This is a genomic window from Neoalteromonas facilis, from assembly GCF_002807665.1.
Taxonomy (GTDB): domain Bacteria; phylum Pseudomonadota; class Gammaproteobacteria; order Enterobacterales; family Alteromonadaceae; genus Alteromonas_E; species Alteromonas_E facilis.
The window spans coordinates 446927-465897 of record NZ_PEAY01000002.1; the positions used below are offsets into that span (position 1 = coordinate 446927).

Genomic DNA, 18971 nt, shown 5'->3' on the forward strand with positions numbered 1-18971 from the left:
AGGATAGCACTCAGTGATTAAATTTTTACTTAACAACAAACCTATAAGCGCGCTGATACTCACGCTGCTAGGGATGTTGTTACACTGGGTGCCTCCACCATTTGAAACCAAAGGTATATTCTCCTTTGGTTTTTCGTTTGCTGTTTTTATTGGCTTACTGTTCGGTTTAAGAGCGGCTATCGGCAGTACATTACTTATCAGTTTGCCGTATTGGTTACCGTTGTTTCTGACGCACCCCTTGCTCCAAGTGGAAGAACACAGTCCAATTCTGTTGGTTGTAATGATGTTGCAACCCATCGTCGTAACCTACTTTTGCTATAACAAACCAATACAAAGAACCTTAGTTGTTGGATTAGGCTATTGGATGGCCCTAATCGTTCCTGTGCTCTTTCTGCTGTTTTACGCAGAAAATCCCCATAGCCTTTTGCTGGCTTGCACGGCCATGGCCGTGAGCTGTTTTTCGGCGATTATCAGCTTGGTTGTGGGTCACTTTATGTTTATTGCCCGTTTCATGTTGTGGCCATCTGCAAAAACGCCGATGGTGGAAGTGCGTGTGCTTTTTCAATACTTTTTTGCCGGGGTATTCTTTTTTGCGTTGGTCAGCGTAATTTACTTTTATATTGCCAGCTTCCAAGCCCAACAAAAGCGTCAATTGCTGGGCTATATGCAGCAGCGCACCATGGTGCTTAGTGATCAGTTAGGGGCGTTTTTTGAGCGTCACCAATCGGCGATTACGTTGGCAGCAAGAGTCTTGCAAAACGAACCGCAATTAACCGACCGTATGTTGGCTGAGTTAGCGGTTCAACATCGTCAATTTGTGACGTATTTGGTGGCGGATGAAGAAGGCAAGATAACCCATGCGTATCCGAGTTCTATGATGGCAATGGCCAATCGCTCGGGTTTTATGTCAGTAGCAAACCGCGATTATTTTTATGAAGCAAAACGCACCGCCAAGCCTTTCATATCTGGGGCATTTAAAGGCAGAGGGTTTGGCAGCCAAAATATCGTGGCGATATCAGCGCCGATGTTCAACGGAGAAGGACGATTTACCGGGATCGTAGAGGGTTCGTTGGAGCTGAATGAATTTAACCTCTATGACGATAGGAATTTAACCGGCTTTGCAACCATGGTTAGTGATAGCCAAAATCAGGTTGTGTACGCAACAAACTCACTTGCGGTTGAGCGCTTAAGTGATATTAATAATGTTCAATGTCTCGGTCAGCCGTGCAAAAGCAAATTGGTTGAGTTTGAGCAACAGCAATGGTACGTGCAGTCGAGGCTAGACGGTCCAAATGGTTGGGGAACTCACGTTTTTTACCCACGAGAACAGTTTGTCGAATTAACTTCCAGCTACCTACTCACCGCGTTAGGTGTTCTATTCTTGCTTGGTGCTCTTGGTGTTTTGATGGGGTATTTCGTGGCTAACCTTGTGTCAAAACCCATGCGCACGCTAATGCACCATTTCGCTGTTTTCGACCCTGCCAGCACAACGGAGTTTAAGCGGGATGAGACGAATCGTTTATATTTGCGTGAAGTTGATGCGTTAAACAGCGAGTTTGTGAGTTTACGTTGTCGTTTAGTCGATACATTTAACGAGTTACAAAGAGCACGCTCAAAGCAGGAACAACTCAATAGAGAGTTGAATGATCTGAACAGTAATTTACAAGCCCGGGTGGATGAAAAGACTCAATCACTCTCTGCCGCACTTAAATTGGCCGAAGTAGCCAGTGATGCTAAATCCAAATTCTTGGCGAATATGTCACATGAAATTCGCACACCGATGAACGGTATTATTGGTAGTTGTGAAAACTTGGCCAGCGAAGCGTTACCGGATGATGTGCGGCGACGGATCAGTGTTATTGCCCAATCCGCACAGAATTTATTGCTGATATTGGATAGTGTGCTGGACTGGTCGAAGATTGAGTCTGGCCAAATGACGGTTAGAAATTACCCCTTTGATGTTGCCGCGGCTACGCGTTCAGCATGTGAACTGCATGGTGAGTCAGCGGTTAAGAAAGGTATTCGCCTAGTAGCCGATATCGCCGACAACGTACCGAATTTAGTTTCGGGCGATGCCGGCAAGTATGCCCAAATCCTAAATAACCTGTTGAGTAACGCCATTAAGTTTACGCAAATCGGCAAGGTAACGCTTTCGTTGGATTACAGCGAAAAAGTGATTCGCTTGATTGTGAGGGACACAGGGGTTGGTATTGACAGTGAAGAGTTGCAATTCATTTTCGATGAATTTGTACAAGCTGACTTAACCTCGACCAAGCAATTTGGCGGTACCGGTTTAGGCTTAGCCATTACCAAAAAGATGGTAGAGATGATGTCAGGCAATATCGCCGTCAATAGTACACCAGGCGAAGGCACGGTATTTTCCGTTAGCTTACCTATGCATGAAGCCCAGTCACCAAAGGTGGCTAAGCAAATTGGACTGCCACAACTCCCGTCCGGATTACGCATTTTAATTGTTGAAGATAATCAAATTAATGCGGATATTCTCAGCGATATGTTAAGTAAAGAAGGGATTAGGGTCGTTCATGTCAGTAGCGGCAAAGATGCGTTGTTGGCGGTCGAAAAGCACCGTTTTGATGCGGTTCTAATGGACTGTCAAATGCCGGAAATGGACGGCTATGAAACCACTCGCCATATTCGTCAAATGGACAATGACAAAGCGTCTATCAAGATTATTGCTGTAACGGCCAATGCGTTTGATGATGACAGAGAACGCTGCATGATTGCTGGCATGGATGATTACGTGAGCAAGCCTGTAACGCGGGCCGCGCTGATAGAAGCACTGGCCCGCAACATTCATGATGATTAATGTGAGTTCGCCTACTTAAAATGTAACAGGCGTGTCAATGCATAGTTCGTGGAACTTGGTTTAGGCCAGTATCAGGAATAGATCGGCGGATGATTCTCTTTTAAGAAAGTCATTTAGCATCTGACTTATCATGTGCTCTCTCCAGAATTAGTAGTGTGTTGTGGTTGTTCTGTAATGTCGCCATGCTCACGCAGGAATTGTTTAAACCCGGAAGCCGCAAGGCTTTCAGGTCGGCTGTTCAGTGTGACCGCCTGCCAATAGTTGTGTAAAGGGAAATCGGTAACATGAAGAATTTTCACGTCATCAGCTGGTGTGTGGGCCAATGTTTGCTCAGAAATAATGGCTAAACCAAGGCCTGTGGCAACCGATAAACGGATGGCTTCGTTACTTTCGATGACCATTGGGTTTTTCAGCGTAATACCATGTGATTGGCAATAGTCATCCACGAGTTTTCGCGTACCTGAGCCTGGTTCACGTAACAGAAAACGCTTTTCTGCTAAGGTACTGAGGTTGCAATTATCTGGGCCTGTATAGGTTTTAGGCGCAATAACACTCAACCGGTTCATCAAAAAGGGTTCAGCGTGAATGGCCATGTCAGCAGGAGGTTGGCTGAAGATATAGATATCATCCTGATTGCTCTGTAGGCGTTCAATAATTTGTGCACGATTCCCGACCTTTAGGGTTACATCGATGCCCGGGTGTTGTTCACAGAATTCTGCCAGTAACGGAGGTACGACATACTTGGCTGTGGTAACAACGGCTATTTTTAGCGTACCAACTTCCATGCCCTGTAGCGCTTGCATGTAACTGTCGAGGCGTGCTTGGGAACTTAATACCTCTTGTGCACACTGGTACAGCGCTTTGCCTGCATCAGTCATGTGTAAACGGCCATGGTATTGCTCTAGCAAAGCCATATTGAACAGTGAGGATAACTTTTTCAGCTGCAATGAAACGGTAGGTTGCGACAGCCCCAATGCAGAGGAGGCCGCTGTGATCGAGCCGCTATCGACGACTTGTTGATAGACTTGTAAGAGTCTGAACGTAAGTGAATTCATAACGCTCCTGCATAGATTAATGTAAAATAAAATACAAAATGGATTACGAAAAGTAAAAGCAAATCGGATTAATTAACGACTTTTAGCTACGTAATAAGGCTTAAATGGGAACAAAGTATTTTTTGCGGTATACTCTGCGCCCTTTTTTTAAGTATGTGATTTAACCTACGGATCTGACCGACGTTTGGAGTCCAAATGAATAAAGTTGCGATAGTGATGGGGTCGACTTCTGATTGGCCAACTATGCAAAATGCCGCAAAAATGCTTAAAGCATTCGGCGTTGAGTTTGAAGCAAAGGTAGTGTCGGCGCATCGCACTCCGGATAGATTAACCGAGTTTGCGGTTACTGCTGCTGATAATGGCTTCGACGTGATTATAGCAGGGGCTGGTGGGGCCGCGCATTTGCCGGGCATGATAGCAGCACATACGCATTTACCTGTGTTGGGTTGTCCTGTGCGATCAAGTCAACTCAGTGGTATGGATTCGTTGCTTTCAATTGTGCAAATGCCCAAAGGCGTTGCGGTTGGTACATTGGCTATTGGTGAGGCAGGGGCCGCTAATGCTGGATTGCTGGCAGCGCAAATTATTGCATTACATAACGAATCAGTACGCCAAGCGATTATTGATTTTAGACAAGAGCAAACGGATAAAGTACTGGCCAACGCAGATTTGGAATTAAGCGAATGAAAGTAGTCGTTTATGGCGATGGTCAACTTGCTCAAATGTTGAGTTTGTCAGGTTCGCCGCTCGGTATTGAAGTGGTAGCTGTAAACGTCAAGAACCATCAGCTGGTAAATCCTGTTGATAAAAGTCCGTTGAATGAATCACTCAAAAGTGCTTTGGAAAGCGCTAATGCCTTAACGGTTGAGTTTGAGCATGTGCCGGTTGATTTATTACAGGCAGCGAGCGCGACGGGCAAGCTTTTCCCAAGTTTCGATGCGATTCGCTTAGGTGCAGATCGCGTACTTGAAAAGCGTTTTTTAGATCGCTTATCCATTCCAAACTGCCAACATCGTGTGATCACGGATATCGCTCAACTACCAGAAGCGGTAGAGGCATTAGGTCCGCGCATCATATTTAAAGCCAGCTTAGATGGTTATGATGGTTATGGGCAGTGGCGTTTAACCGAAAGCAATACCATTGAAGACGTCACGCAAGAATTAGCGAAACTGGACCTTAAGGCTGTACCATTGGTTGCAGAGAAGATGGTGAGCTTTGAGCGTGAGTTATCGATCATTGGTGCGCGCAATGCAGCAGGCCAAATCAGTACTTATCCATTGGCCGAAAACCGACATCATCAAGGGCAACTCCACGTGTCTGTGGCACCTGCTCCGAACGTATCGACCGAACTTGAAGAGAAGGCTAAGGTCATTTTTTCTAAGATTGTGTCAGATCTTGATTACGTGGGTGTGTTGGCCGTTGAATTGTTTCAAATCGGCAATGACCTATTGGTTAATGAACTGGCTCCACGTGTTCACAACTCTGGGCATTGGAGCCTACATGGTGCGCATACATCGCAGTTTGAGAATCAATTACGCGCCGTGTTGAATTTACCTTTAGGTGATATGAGAACCACTGGTGTGAGCGCAATGGTCAACATTATCGGCTGCGGCAGTATCAGTAAAGAGGTCTTGGCGCTGCCGGGTTGCCACTTGCACTGGTACGGTAAAACCGTACGCGAGAAGCGCAAGATGGGGCACATCAATGTAGTTGCCAATGATTACGCAGAATTAGCGGCCCGCCTAATGGAATTATCGCGTTTGTTACCTGCTGAATTCTTCCCAGTACTTGGCGAAGAAGCCGGTAAATTGGCGTTGCAGAAAGATTCTTAAAAACAAGCTTGACAATTAAGGCGCGCTGCCTAAAATACGCGCCTCTACAGTGTGCCGACTTAGCTCAGTTGGTAGAGCAACTGACTTGTAATCAGTAGGTCGCCAGTTCGATTCCGGCAGTCGGCACCATTTTCTTTCTTGCCATTTTTCACACTGTTCTATTGTTCCCTGATATCGATCAACTCATCAGCACAAAGTATTTGCGTGCGCGATCAATCCATGCCCTAATGGGGTGGTTTTAACCAGCAGTCGACGTTTTAAACTTTAGCATACATGTATTTGGCCTTTCGAATTCCTCATCACATATTGACGAAAATGAGCTATGTACTCATTGCAGTTTTGATGTGTTTGAATCCGGTGGTTCACGCATTAGCGTCTTCTCAGATGGCTACTGCACAGCAGTTGGCTGGTGAGGACACCATGATGGTGTGTACCGGTAAAGGCATGGTGTACATTGATCAAGCGCTATATTTTGAAACCGGTGAAGTGCGCTATGTTGAGCTTGAGCATGCCGATGACGGTGACGAGCTTAAAATGAAGCCGATGACTGGCTGTGAGCTCGGTCAGTTTTCCAAAGTATCGACTATCGATCCAGTAATACCGCAAATCACTATTCAAGAAATCGCTTATGTTGAGCAAGTACGCGCACGTGAGTCGCGTGCTGTACAAACTTTTGCTTATCTTCCTTCAAACCCCAGAGCACCACCTTCTAAACGTTAAAAACCAACCTTACAAGTTTGTCGCCATGAGCGACGGTTTTAACGTTTTTTGAAGGATATTTATGTTTTTATCTACTCCCAACTGGCGTGTGACGCCTGTCACGCTGGCTATTTCTGTCTGTTTAAGTGGGCCAGTTTTGGCCACAGAATTACAAACACCTGATGCATCTGAGCAGGTGATGATTGAACGGATCACTGTACACGGTCAAGTCGCAACCAAAGACGACACTATCAATCGCACATTGGTTTCAGGCATCGCACCTGATGTGCGCGAACAAATAGACACTGAGCCGGGCTATTCGATTAATAGCAACGGCGTTGTGACCGGTATAGTGCAGCATCGTGGCATGTTTGGAGACCGAATTCATGTGAGTCATCAAGGCGCCAGTGTGTTTGGTGCGGGCCCTAATGCTATGGATTCGCCGCTATCGCATGTGATCGTAGCGCAGCATCCTAAAGTGACCTTTTATCGCGGTATCGCGCCCGTCAGTGCAGGCTATGAGTCAATCGGTGGCGCGATAAAATTTGAGCAACAAGATTGGCAGTTAAGCCACAACAATTCTTTGCAATATAGCGGAAATCTCGCAGCAGATTACACCGATAACGGTGGGCGTGAGCAATACAGTACATTTAACGAGTGGGTCGACAGCTCATGGGGTTTGCGCGTTGCTGCCCAATACCAAGTCGGGGAAAACTACCAAGACGCCAAAGGTGATGACGTGAATCACACATTGTATGAAAGGTTGTTGGGAAGTGTATCCGGTATCTGGGCCAGTGATGTCCACGAATTGACTTATGATGTGGGCTACAACAAAACAAACGTTGCCGGCACGCCAGCGTTAGCCATGGATATAGAGTTTATCACCGCACTTTGGTACCGCACTCAGTATCAGTATCAAGCCAATGACGCGACCTTTCGGGTGCGGTTATTTGGCAACAATAATCGTCATGATATGAGCAACTTTGTGCTGAGAAACGCCATGCCGGCCATGCAACGGCGCAATGGTGTTAGTAGCGATGTATTGGGTTTTGCTGCTGAATATGAGCGCGAATGGCGAGTCGATTCATCAGCTATCTACTGGGTTTCTGGCGTAGAGGCTGTCGAGCGTGATCACGAAAGTGATATTATAAACCCCGCCAATGAGATGTTTTTTATTCGTAACTTCAACGGGGTTGAGCGCGATCTGTTAACAGCTTTTTCTGAGTTGAATTGGCGTGACGATTCAGGCGTTTTTGCGACCTTCGGATTGCGTCCAACACGCGTGAGTTTCGATGCTATGGATGTCGGCACTAGCATGGCTATGATGAACCCTAATGCAGCGGCATTGGCCATGGCGTTTAATCGTGCGGACAAATCACAAACACGCACTTGGGTTGATGTCAGTTTGCAAGCAGGGTTGGCGCTGGATGATGACTGGACGCTCTTTGCAACCGTGGCGGAGAAAGGGCGAGCACCGGGATATCACGCCTTATTTACCTGGTTTCCATTGGGTATATCCGCGGGCTTAGCAGATGGTAGAAACTATTTAGGTAATCTTGATCTGCAAGAAGAAAAAGCGCGCGAATACGAATTGGCGCTGACCTATCAAACGAAACAAGCCAGCGTGAAGCCTCGCGTATTTTATTACGATGTAGCGGACTACATTTTAGGGCGACCGAGTGACAATCCTTCAGCGAATGCAATAGCCATGATGATGGGCGCGGCCATGCCACTGCAGTGGCAAAACATTGAAGCCGAGCTCTATGGATTTGATGTATCGGCCTCTGTGAATATTACTCAGCATTGGTCGCTACAAGCGGCTTATGAATGGGTACGCGGTAATGATGTAGCGCTCGACCAACCGTTATATCGTATTGCGCCGCAACGGTTGGATGTGAGCACTCACTATGCAGAAGGTGACTGGCAGGCATATGCAGCGCTAACACTGGTGAGTCGTCAGGATGAGGTATCACTAATTCAGAATGAACAGATTACACCCGGATATGCGGTAGTCAATCTGGGCGGCGCTAAAGTCTTGGCGGAAGGGTTGACCTTAAATGTGGCGATCAATAATCTGTTAGATAAGCAGTACGCGACGCATTTAGGCGGCGTAAATCGGGTTATGTCAGACACCCTGGCGATAGGTGAGCGTATTCCAGAAATGGGCCGTTCGGTAAACGTGTCTGTGCGTTACCTGTGGTAATCGCAAGTACAACAAACTAATTATGCTGTGCTTGCGTATCGCGGGCACAGTGCATCGTTAAAAAAGTGAGGATTTATGAAAGTACGCATCCGTGTAATGACGCTAGGCCTATTAGTATTAGCGTGGGTTGGTCAAGCCATGGCTTCAACGACCCCAAACGTTGAGATTTCAAACCCATGGGCGCGCGCGACATTTGCCTTGGCGACCACAGGCGCTGTTTATTTTAGCTTGAATAATCAAGGCGCTGAGGACCTAAAGTTGATAGGTGCCAGTGTGAGTGATGCCATTGCCAACGAAGCGCAAGTGCATGATGTGCTGATGGATGGAGACGTGATGAAAATGCGCCATCAAAAAGACGGTGTGATCATCAAGGGTAGTAGTACACTAGAATTTGCGCCCGGTGGTAAACATATTATGCTTATGGGGTTAGCGTCAGGATTGAATGAAGGGCAGACATTTGCGTTGGTTTTACAGTTCGAAAACGCGCCCGATATCACCATTCAAGTGCCGGTCAAAGCTGATGCGGGTAACGAGCACGAACACCACCATCATCATGAGTAGTGTTGATCAAGTAGAAATCTAAATATTGAGTTACACCGTTAAATACATGACGCAACCTAACGACAGACATCATTGCTCTGTCGCTTTTTGTCGGCGTTAAAATCGATTATCAGTATGATGCTGATAACCAAACAAAGGAGTTTCCATGCATAAGATTGATATAGGCATTAATGAGTCAAACCGAATTGCGATTGCAGATGGTTTGAAGCGTTTATTGGCTGATTCTTATACGTTGTATTTACAAACACATAATTTCCATTGGAATGTGATTGGTCCACAGTTTCGTGAACTACACCTAATGTTCGAAGAACATTACACCGAGTTGGCCATCGCCGTGGATGATATTGCTGAGCGTATTCGTACACTCGATGTGGCTGCTCCGGGCACTTACAAGGCGTTTGCGGAATTAAGCTCAATCAAAGAAGTGGAAGGCGTACCAGAGGCCAGTGAAATGGTTGCACTATTGACTAAAGGTCACGAGCAAGTGGTTAAAACTTGTCGGGCAGTCTTGAGTGTAGCGCAAGACGCTGATGATGAGTCCACTGCTGCGTTAGTTTCTGATCGCATGCGCGTGCATGAGAAAACCGCGTGGATGCTACGCGCTACTCAATCTAAGTAAGGCTGGAATTGCTAAAATGAAAGTGAAAAATGCTTTGATGCTGGCGGGGGCGATGTTGCTCTCGCCAACCATTACATTGGCTACTGAGTCGACGGACAACTCGGTTCAAGTTAAAGAATTAACCGACGGATTGAGCCACCCTTGGGGAATGGTGCAGTTGCCCAATGGCGATTTTATTATCAATGAACGTCCGGGAACTATGCGCCGCTTTAGCCAAGGCACATTAGGCGAGCCAATTACCGGCGTACCTGAGGTCGTTGCACAAAATCAAGGTGGCTTATTAGGTATTACGGCGGATCCGGATTTTGCCAGCAACAATACCCTGTATTTTTGTTACAGCAGTCCCGGCGAAGGTGGTGCCGCTAGCACCGTTGCGAAGGCTGAGTTAAAAGGGAATTCACTGAGCAATGTGAAAACCATATTTACCGCCTCTCCGCGTATTGATACCGGGTTTCATTTTGGCTGCCGCGTGGTGATCGACGGTGAAGGCTATTTGTTTATCTCACTCGGTGATAGAGGTTCACAGCGTGACCAAGCGCAAAACACGGATAACCATATTGGCACCGTAGTGCGCATTAAGACCGATGGTGTTGTGCCTGCAGATAATCCGTTTGTCAGTGGTGCAGCACCTCAAGTGTTTACCTACGGTCACCGAAATGTTCAAGGCATGACGGTACACCCGGTTAGCGGACAAGTCTGGACAAATGAACATGGTCCGAAGGGCGGCGATGAAGTTAATATCTTGGAGAAAGGCAATAACTATGGCTGGCCAGTGATCACCTATGGCGTTAACTATAACGATACGCCAGTGTCTGACTTGACAGAAAAAGAGGGAATGCAGCAGCCATTTCTTCACTGGACACCATCTATCGCGCCAAGTGGAATGGACTTTTATGACGGTGACGCATTTACCGAGTGGAAAGGTGACTTATTAGTCGGTTCGTTGAAATTTGATCACTTACGTCGGGTTGAGTTAGATGACAACAATAATGTTGTGGCTCAGCATGAGTTACTGCGTGATCGTGGCGAACGCATTCGTGACGTTATCGTTGGGCAAGATGGTCTTATTTACCTGCTAACGGATGAACCAAACGGTAAGTTATTACAGGTATCACCCAAATAAACGATATCGCAAGTCAATAAAAAAGGCGGTCATACAGACCGCCTTTTTTTAATGTTTGTCAGATCAGGATTTTATCGATATACGCCCAATCAGAATATCTTTAAACATTACCCAGTCACCCATTAGGCTGTAAAAGGGGTAAGTGAAGGTGGCAGGTTTGTTATGTTCGAAAAAGAAATGCCCAACCCATGCAAAGCCATACCCAATGACGGGCATTAACCACAGCAGCGCCCAGTTCTGAGTGAATATCGCAGCGGCAATAACAGCCAACACCAGCCATGAACCAATAAAGTGTAATAGGCGGCAGCGTGCATCTTGGTGTTCGTTTAAGTAATACGGATAAAACTCGGCAAATGTCGAAAACGTTTGTTGTTGCTGTTCTGCTTGCATAGTGCTCACCAATGCGGGTTGTTGACCTGAGGACAGTAATATTGCGTTATCCGGTATACGGTCGGGTTGATATTCATTTTTAATACCACATATTATAGCCATCTTGGCAAATACACGGCTGTTATTCAATGCAAAATCTGTCCTCAAATATCGTAGAGCTCACCCCAGAAAACTTTCAGCAAGTGCTGATCCAGCAATCACAAGAAAAATTAGTGATCGTGGATTTTTGGGCAGAATGGTGTGAACCCTGTAAGGATTTGATGCCGATTTTGCAGAAGCTCGCCGCCGAATATGCAAATGAAGTGATCTTAGCCACCGTTGATTGCGACAAACAGCAAGAGATAGCAGGCCAATTTGGCGTGCGTAATCTGCCGACCGTGATGCTGGTTAAAGAAGGGCAGCCGGTGGATGGTTTTGCGGGTGTTCAACCTGAAAGCCAAATCCGTGAAATGCTGGCTAAGCATTTACCTTCGCCTGAAGAGGGATTGCTAGAACAAGCCGCCGCGCTAATCGCCGAATCGAATTATGCTGACGCGTTCCCAATTGTGAAAAAGGCGTTTGAACTCAATCCGGACAATCTCGATGGCAAGCTGATGATGGCTGATTGCAATATCGAGCAAGGCTACATCGAACAAGCAAAAGAGATTTTAGCGACGATTGGTCTTGTTGATCAGGATGGTCGCTACAGTGCCTTGCAAGGCAAAATTGAGCTTGCCGAACAAGCCGCAGACTCTCCAGAGCTTAAAGCGTTACAAGAAAAGCTAGCCGCGGATCCGGATGATTTTGAAACACGCGTACAACTCTCCGTGCAATTGCAACAAGCGCACAAGAATGAAGAGGCGCTGGAGATGCTATTCAGTGTTATCAGTAAAGACCTGAATTTTGGTGAGGCGAAAAAGCTGTTTCTGGATATGGTCAATGCATTACCAGACGGCGATGCGTTGAAGTCGAAATACCGTCGTAAGGTATACAGTTTGCTCTACTAGTGTGCGGGGAGAACAACCTCCTCGGACCATAAAATCCCCATAACATAGGTGCTGATGCAGGGAGTTGCGTGATAGTATTCGCGCAGCTAACGTGTATTTTAATCTGTAGACCCTGACACATGTATCAACATCTGTATTCTCGATTTATCGCAGCGAACCCTAAGCGCCAGCACTTTGCCTGCCACAGTCATTATTTTTGGCCGGATGTTACGCGTGAAGCCCATATGCAATATTGGGATGACACCGCTAGTTATGTAGACGACAAATGGGGTTACTTTTTTCAAACCTGTATTCCGCAGGTTCAGCAAAAAATTGCGGCTGTGCTCAATGTACCCGCGCCTGACCAAATTGTGTTTGCACCCAATACCCATGAATTGTTGTATCGCATCCTGTCATGCTTGCCGACGGATAAAACACTGAATGTGTTGACCACTGACAGTGAGTTTCACAGCTTTTCGCGTCAAATAGCCCGACTGGAAGAGTCCGCCAGAGTAAAGGTGACTCGTGTGACATCGGCACCCTATGCCGATTTTAGCACGCGGATGATTGCCGAAATTAACAACAATGATTTCGATTTGGTGTTCTTTAGCCAAGTGTTCTTCAATTCAGGTGTAGTGGTTGACGACGTCGAGGCAATCGTCAGTGCAGTGACTAACCCGGAAACACTGGTAGTGGTTGATGGTTATCATGGCTTTATGGCTAAACCGACAGACCTAAGCCAGATCACGCAGCGTGCATTTTATTTGGCTGGTAGTTACAAGTATGCGCAAGGGGGTGAAGGCGCTTGCTTTGCGGTGGTGCCCGAGGGCTGCGAGTTACGACCAGAATACACTGGTTGGTATGCAGAGTTTGGTGAGTTAAGTGCCGCGAAGACGGGTGAAGTTAAATACAGTAAAAATGGCATGCGGTTCGCCGGTGCGACTATGGATTTCAGTGCCATTTACCGATTATTAGCCGTGCTGAACCTATTTGAGCAAGAAGGGTTAACCGTTGAGAAAATTAACCGTTACATTCAGTCATGCCAGCAAGCGTTTCTCGCCTATTTAGATGAGTTGCAACATCCGTTAATCAATCGTGACGCGTTATTGTGCCGGGACTTGGATGAACACGGCCACTTCCTAACCTTTGAATTGCCCGATGCTGATGTAGCGGGGCAGTTACACGATCATCTAGCGGAACACGGCGTGTTAACGGACTACCGTGGCAATCGCTTGCGGTTTGGATTTGCGCTTTATCATGTACCTGAGCAATACGATTTATCTTGCTTGGCGGGCGAGCCTCGCTAATGGACACTTCAACGTGGTTAATTGCGCTGAGTATGGTGCTGATTATCGAAGGCATAGGGCCACTGTTGTTTCCTAAACGCTGGCAAAAATTTATGTTCTCGATAAGTTTGCAGCCCGCCAATGAGCTTCGTCGCGTTGGAGGAATATTGGTGGTTATAGGGGGGATCAGTGTATGGTTTTTGCTCCGTTAGTTATCTCGCTGACGGCGCTGTTAAATGCCACGCTGCTGGTGGCATCTCCGCAGGCAATGCCAAAAGATAATACCTGTGCCAATACGGTCACACAAACCCTGCTTGCCCATCGTGCTATCACCCATGTCACGCCGGCCAGGCCCCGCTCAATATTGGTAGCCGTGTGCAGAAATGACGCACCACAGGTGTTTGCCCTGTTGCACGGTCAAACATTTAGTCCGCAGGTAAGCCCGTCGAGTGCGCCCATGACGGGTCTTAGCAATATTAAATTACCTAATGCAAATCCGGCTATTTCGATTAATGCAATGGTGGTGACCGAATCACTTGAAGCGCGCGAGTACCGCTTACAATTAAGAGTGCGAACCGACGCAACAACCTTCAACGACCTTACTCAGTCGTTCACGTTAAACAATGACAGTGTTCAAGTGTTTCACCAAGGAGGATATACCTTGGGAGTTGTTGCCCTGGCGATGCAATAGCGTTCTTCAATAGAGGTGGCCTGATGACAGTATCCATAAGGCCAACCCCATGTCGCTTATGATCTTAAGGCTGCCTGCTGCAATGCCCGTAACTTTTGCAGTAGCTCAGGGTTAGATAATGGTTGATTAAATAGCAATACCCGTACGCCATTTTCCGGTACATCGACAGTCAGCGGTTGGCCTTCGACAACCGTAACCGAATCACCGCTAAAGGCATCCTGCCAGTCACCTTGGTTTAACAGTGAGTCGAACGTAACGTGTGTGGCTTGCTCTCCTTTATTCAACACGACTAACGCGGTTTGCGTCGTGCTTTCATGCTGTAAAACGCGATAGAAGCTGGCAACATTGCCTGAGAACGTGAGGTTTAATTGCAGCCCGCGTTGCAGGGCAGGAGTCGCTTTACGCAGATTCGCAATGCGCGTTAAGTTCTGTTGGATTGGGTGAGTTTTGGCAATATCGACATTGGCTTGGCCAAAGTAGTTGCGATTGCCTTCATGCTCGGGCTTGCCGGTCATAAAGTTGATTTCAGAGCCATAATAGATCACGGGAATGCCGCGGCTAGTGAATAGCCAGTTGTTGGCATTGATAAACCCAGCGTCTGTGGCATTCATGCGTGCCATGTCATGGTTATCGTAAAACGTCATCAACTCATAAGGATTTTGATAAACGCCAGAATCGAGATGCAAATATGAGAGTATGTCTGCGTAATCACTTTCAGCCGATTCGAATACGCCCGTGATTGCCAGCCTACCGGGAAAATCCAGTACGCTTACACCACCGTTTTGTGGGTAGGTGTGTTCTGCAATGAAATTGGCATCATAGGAATAGCTCTCACCAAACATAAACATACCAGGATAATCCTTGCGTATATCTTTGCTGACACGTTGCCAGAAATGGTGCGGCATCTCTTTGATGGTATCTATACGGATGGCGTCAACGCCCTGCTTTAACCAAAAGCGGTAAGCGCCGAGTAAATAGTCGTAGGCAGCATCGCTGTTTTCGTTGATATCCGACAACTGAGCAAGGCCTGGCTTGCGGTTATAAAATTCATGCAGTGGGTTGTCATCAGATAAATCTTCTGGTGATAGATTTTGATGATCGGCAACCACGTTGCCCTTGGCATCGTAAAGTTCACCAAATTGTGGCTGATCGGTCGGCATGGAGTAGGATGGTGAGCCGTGATTCGCCACGATATCCAGTACAAACTTCAATCCTTTCTGCTTCAGTTGCTGGGTGAAATCAGCGAATGATAGGTTGTCAGAGACAAGGTGCTCATCGGCTTGATAGAAATTGTGTGCCCAATAGCCGTGATAACCGGTTTTACCGCCATCTTTGTAGCCCCCTGCATAGGTGATGGTTTCACCACCGCTGAAGGCTTGATCAGGGTTATCCCAAATAGGCGTTAGCCATATGGAGGTAAAACCCATGGCTTTTATATAGTCAGCGTTGTTTAGTACACCTTGTAGATCACCGCCCAGGTATCCAACGTTAGCCTCTTGACCATCCGGGCCTTTAAGTGGGCGGTTAAAGGAGAACCACTTCCCCTCATACATGTCTTTGCCTTGGTTTTCATGGTTGTTCGTTGGGTCGCCATCGACAAATCGGTCAGTCAGGGCAAAGTAGACAGCTTCTTGGGCAAAAGGCTCCTGCGTGCCAATGAAAGTGTCAGGCGCTTGAGTGGCGGCAGATGTAAAACTGCATAAGGCAAACGCAATCGGGAATATAGGTTTCATAGGATCCATGGTTACAAAATTTGCAATAAGTTTACATGTGGTTAACAGCCTGTCACTTTACATACGTTTGCAAAACCGTGTTTATCTGTTCGTTCACAATAAATGACCAATGGTTTTTTTAAGTAAAATCAGGCTTCTGGCTCTAACGCTTAGGGAACTTGAGCTAACTGTTCGAAAAAAGGTCAACAGCTAAAGAGTTTTTTGTTAGAATCCGCGTCTATTTTTTCGATAGTAAATTTCCATGGCTAAAAATGTTGTAGTGCTCGGCACCCAATGGGGTGATGAGGGCAAAGGTAAGGTTGTTGACTTACTTACGGATCGCGCCAAATATGTAGTGCGATATCAGGGTGGACACAATGCGGGTCACACACTCGTTATTGATGGTGAAAAGACGGTATTGCACCTCATTCCTTCAGGTATTTTGCGTGACAACGTAACGTGCGTGATCGGTAACGGTGTTGTATTGAGCCCTGAGGCACTATTAACTGAAATGAAAATGCTTGAAGATCGCGGTGTACCAGTGCGCGAACGCCTTGTGATCAGTGAAGCATGTCCTCTCATTTTGCCGTTCCACATTGCACTTGACCAAGCGCGTGAACGTGCGCGTGGCGATAAGGCAATCGGTACCACCGGTCGTGGTATTGGTCCTGCGTACGAAGACAAAGTATCTCGCCGTGGATTACGCGTTGGTGATTTGTTCAATGCTGAAGACTTTGCTGCCAAGCTAAAAGAAGTATTGGCCTACCACAACTTCATGTTGACGGAATACTATAAAGCCCCCGCGGTTGATTTTGACACGGTATTAAAAGAAGCATTGGCAGTAGCCGATATGCTGAAAGCCATGGTTGTTGACGTGACCGACGTACTGGATAAAGCTCGTTTACGTGGTGATGCCATCATGTTTGAAGGTGCGCAAGGTACATTGTTAGATATCGACCACGGTACTTACCCCTATGTGACGTCTTCAAACACTACAGTAGGTGGTGTTGCGACAGGTGCAGGTTTTGGCCCACTTAATTTAGACTATGTGTTAGGTATTGTTAAGGCCTACACAACGCGCGTAGGTTCAGGCCCCTTCCCAACAGAACTCGACTGTAAAGTGGGTGAGCATTTAGGTGTTAAAGGCCACGAGTTTGGTGCAACAACAGGCCGTAAGCGTCGCACCGGTTGGTTTGACGCGGTCGCTATGAAGCGTGCGGTACAAATTAACTCAATCACCGGTTTTTGTTTAACTAAGTTAGACGTACTGGATGGCTTGGAAGAGCTACAAATTTGTACCGGTTACAAAGACGCGGATGGCAATATCGCAGATGTACCACCAATGGCAGCTGATGGCTATGAGTTGGTTACGCCGGTGTATGAAAGCATGCCGGGTTGGTCAGAGAATACTTTCGGTTTAACTGATTTTGACCAATTACCGCAAGCGGCTAAAAACTACATCAAGCGCCTAGAAGAATTGACAGGCGTGCCAATGGATATCATTTCTACTGGACCTGATCGTGCTCACACCATGGTCGTACGCCACCCTTACGATGCCTAATAGAGCAGTTTATAGATAAATAAAAAAACCAGCGTTTACGCTGGTTTTTTTATGATAGTGAGTAAGCTTATTGGCCAACTGAATAACTGTTCAATGGTTATAGCGCTTTGTATTTGTGTAAGTATTAGGGTCAAAATCTGGGTATGCCGTTGAGCGCATCACATCCGCAATCGTTTTATAAACGTGGACCCAGGCCGTTCGCACGTCGGCAGTAAACCCGTCTCCGAGGCCTTGCTGTAACGCAAATAACAACGCGTTCCCAACTGGCGTGTAGTCGTCAACTTTTACACCGTATTTGACATGTCGTAGCGCTAACTGTTCAAGCGTTTCTACAACCGCAGAAATATCGTCAAGTCCTTCAACTGCCGCTTTTAAAGTGGACATCAGCATTTGCCCTTGTTGTTTCATGTTCCCTTTAAATAGTGGCTTCAACGTAGGGTCATACTCGAACAGTTTAGCGTAAAAAATCTCCGCAGCTGTATCGGCTATCGGCACAACTTTTTGGAAGCTTTGCTGAACCAGCACTTTATCTTTCTCACTTAAACTCAATGGGCACCTGCTGAAATTCTATTGGCAATTAACTGAGTATAGAGCTGTTTTATAAAAGGTGCGGAATTTCTGCGTATTTATGTCATCACGCTAGATTGGATAGGAAGGTTCAAGAAGTAGCCGAGCTTATTTTGCGTCAGGTGCAATCATGTTCTACTTTTAACTAATAACTAGCAGATAACATTTGCCTTAGATAAACCCAGTTTACTATTTGGAAAAAACGCATATGGCAGTGCAAAGGCCTCAATTAAAGTTAACTTGGCATGACGCCCTACAATATTGGCTAATGGTCATTGGGGTTATCACCCTGTCGCTATTGAGTCATCACGCTGAGGCTAAACGTTACGTGATTGCCGCTGCAGAATTGACTTCGCTTTACCATTCCACCCCTATACAAACAGACGAGAATGCTGCCTTCTATGGTGTTTATCATGATGTGCTAACCAAAATCTTGCACGACACCGGTTTAGCATAAGAATATGATCTTATTGTGTTGCCAATGAGGAAGCAAACCTAAGAGCGTTACAGTTGGACAGAACAACACATGCGATAGTCTATTATCCTGATGTGCTTTTTGCTTATGACAACTTATCTATCGAAGCGTTTCCATTTGATCCGTCATGGGAACTGTTAAACTTAAGTGACGCCATCACTTGCCACAAAGAACACGCAGAGGTAATCGCCGTGTTTAATCGGGCTTTAAAAGAGATGCGAGACAACGGTGTTCTGCGCATCATGCTTGGGCGCTATTACATTGGCGAATAGACGCTCACACACATATGTGAAACTAACGCATACAACACGCCATCCATTGCGCTACTCCGATAAACAACCTTATTCAATAGTAATCAAAAAGTAGATTTATGCTTACTTTTAAATAAAAAAAGGGCAGCCTAAG

19 protein-coding genes and 1 tRNA gene are annotated in these 18971 nt (G+C 46.4%); 16 read left to right on the forward strand and 4 right to left on the reverse strand.

The annotated features are described in order from the left end of the window. Positions 1-13: 13 nt before the first annotated feature. Entirely contained in the window at positions 14-2827 is a 2814-nt protein-coding gene (locus tag CSH93_RS08215) for a response regulator (RefSeq protein ID WP_100642748.1), read from the forward strand. A gap of 128 nt (positions 2828-2955) precedes the next feature. Here CSH93_RS08215 and CSH93_RS08220 read toward each other — a convergent pair whose 3' ends face one another. Beyond that, complete coding sequence (locus tag CSH93_RS08220) at positions 2956-3882, reverse strand: LysR family transcriptional regulator (RefSeq protein WP_100642749.1); 927 nt, start codon at positions 3880-3882, stop codon at positions 2956-2958. 195 nt (positions 3883-4077) lie between these two features. On the opposite strand from CSH93_RS08220, the gene purE reads away from it, so the two are divergent. The 8 genes from purE to CSH93_RS08260 all read left to right on the forward strand — a co-directional run bounded on the left by purE (position 4078) and on the right by CSH93_RS08260 (position 10919). Then, positions 4078-4569 (forward strand): 5-(carboxyamino)imidazole ribonucleotide mutase, encoded by a 492-nt coding sequence (gene purE / locus CSH93_RS08225; protein ID WP_100642750.1) that lies wholly within the window; start codon positions 4078-4080, stop codon positions 4567-4569. After that, entirely contained in the window at positions 4566-5714 is a 1149-nt protein-coding gene (locus CSH93_RS08230; RefSeq protein WP_100642751.1) for a 5-(carboxyamino)imidazole ribonucleotide synthase, read from the forward strand. Before purE ends, CSH93_RS08230 begins: the two co-directional genes overlap by 4 nt. Positions 5715-5767: 53 nt before the next feature. Next, positions 5768-5843, forward strand: a tRNA-Thr gene (locus tag CSH93_RS08235). Between the two features lie 186 nt (positions 5844-6029). Continuing rightward, a complete protein-coding gene (locus CSH93_RS08240; protein WP_100642752.1) occupies positions 6030-6434 on the forward strand; it encodes a DUF2946 family protein in 405 nt (134 codons plus the stop codon). 61 nt (positions 6435-6495) lie between these two features. Further along, positions 6496-8616 (forward strand): TonB-dependent receptor plug domain-containing protein, encoded by a 2121-nt coding sequence (locus CSH93_RS08245; RefSeq protein WP_100642753.1) that lies wholly within the window; start codon positions 6496-6498, stop codon positions 8614-8616. Positions 8617-8691: 75 nt separating this feature from the next. Then, positions 8692-9177, forward strand: a complete 486-nt coding sequence (locus tag CSH93_RS08250) for a copper chaperone PCu(A)C (protein WP_100642754.1) — start codon at positions 8692-8694, stop codon at positions 9175-9177. 145 nt (positions 9178-9322) lie between these two features. Continuing rightward, on the forward strand, positions 9323-9796 hold the full coding sequence (locus tag CSH93_RS08255; RefSeq protein ID WP_100642755.1) for a Dps family protein: 474 nt from the start codon (positions 9323-9325) through the stop codon (positions 9794-9796). Positions 9797-9812: 16 nt separating this feature from the next. Further along, on the forward strand, positions 9813-10919 hold the full coding sequence (locus tag CSH93_RS08260) for a PQQ-dependent sugar dehydrogenase (protein WP_100642756.1): 1107 nt from the start codon (positions 9813-9815) through the stop codon (positions 10917-10919). 63 nt (positions 10920-10982) lie between these two features. Here the strand turns inward: CSH93_RS08260 and CSH93_RS08265 are convergent, their stop codons facing one another. Further along, positions 10983-11309 carry an Mpo1-like protein gene (locus CSH93_RS08265; RefSeq protein ID WP_100642823.1) on the reverse strand — a complete coding sequence of 109 codons (327 nt, stop codon included), beginning with the start codon at positions 11307-11309 and terminating at the stop codon, positions 10983-10985. A gap of 128 nt (positions 11310-11437) precedes the next feature. Here CSH93_RS08265 and trxA point away from each other — a divergent pair, with 128 nt between their 5' ends. From trxA to CSH93_RS08285, 4 genes are all read left to right on the forward strand, one after another. Then, complete coding sequence (gene trxA, locus CSH93_RS08270; RefSeq protein ID WP_100642757.1) at positions 11438-12295, forward strand: thioredoxin; 858 nt, start codon at positions 11438-11440, stop codon at positions 12293-12295. 119 nt (positions 12296-12414) lie between these two features. After that, complete coding sequence (locus CSH93_RS08275; RefSeq protein WP_100642758.1) at positions 12415-13581, forward strand: aminotransferase class V-fold PLP-dependent enzyme; 1167 nt, start codon at positions 12415-12417, stop codon at positions 13579-13581. After that, positions 13581-13772 (forward strand): DUF2065 domain-containing protein, encoded by a 192-nt coding sequence (locus CSH93_RS08280; RefSeq protein ID WP_205663244.1) that lies wholly within the window; start codon positions 13581-13583, stop codon positions 13770-13772. The genes CSH93_RS08275 and CSH93_RS08280 overlap by 1 nt, the downstream gene beginning before the upstream one ends. Further along, entirely contained in the window at positions 13754-14251 is a 498-nt protein-coding gene (locus tag CSH93_RS08285; protein WP_100642759.1) for a hypothetical protein, read from the forward strand. The genes CSH93_RS08280 and CSH93_RS08285 overlap by 19 nt, the downstream gene beginning before the upstream one ends. A 56-nt stretch (positions 14252-14307) precedes the next feature. On the opposite strand, the gene CSH93_RS08290 is transcribed toward CSH93_RS08285, so the two are convergent. Then, a complete protein-coding gene (locus CSH93_RS08290; protein WP_240615527.1) occupies positions 14308-15984 on the reverse strand; it encodes an alpha-amylase family glycosyl hydrolase in 1677 nt (558 codons plus the stop codon). 241 nt (positions 15985-16225) lie between these two features. Here CSH93_RS08290 and CSH93_RS08295 point away from each other — a divergent pair, with 241 nt between their 5' ends. Beyond that, a complete protein-coding gene (locus tag CSH93_RS08295; RefSeq protein WP_100642761.1) occupies positions 16226-17524 on the forward strand; it encodes an adenylosuccinate synthase in 1299 nt (432 codons plus the stop codon). Between the two features lie 90 nt (positions 17525-17614). Here CSH93_RS08295 and CSH93_RS08300 read toward each other — a convergent pair whose 3' ends face one another. Then, positions 17615-18073: a globin family protein gene (locus CSH93_RS08300; protein WP_100642762.1), complete on the reverse strand. Its 459-nt coding sequence runs from the start codon at positions 18071-18073 to the stop codon at positions 17615-17617. Between the two features lie 226 nt (positions 18074-18299). On the opposite strand from CSH93_RS08300, the gene CSH93_RS08305 reads away from it, so the two are divergent. Both CSH93_RS08305 and CSH93_RS08310 read left to right on the forward strand, forming a co-directional pair. Continuing rightward, positions 18300-18548: a hypothetical protein gene (locus CSH93_RS08305; protein WP_100642763.1), complete on the forward strand. Its 249-nt coding sequence runs from the start codon at positions 18300-18302 to the stop codon at positions 18546-18548. A gap of 53 nt (positions 18549-18601) precedes the next feature. After that, entirely contained in the window at positions 18602-18838 is a 237-nt protein-coding gene (locus CSH93_RS08310) for a hypothetical protein (RefSeq protein ID WP_100642764.1), read from the forward strand. Positions 18839-18971: the final 133 nt, after the last annotated feature.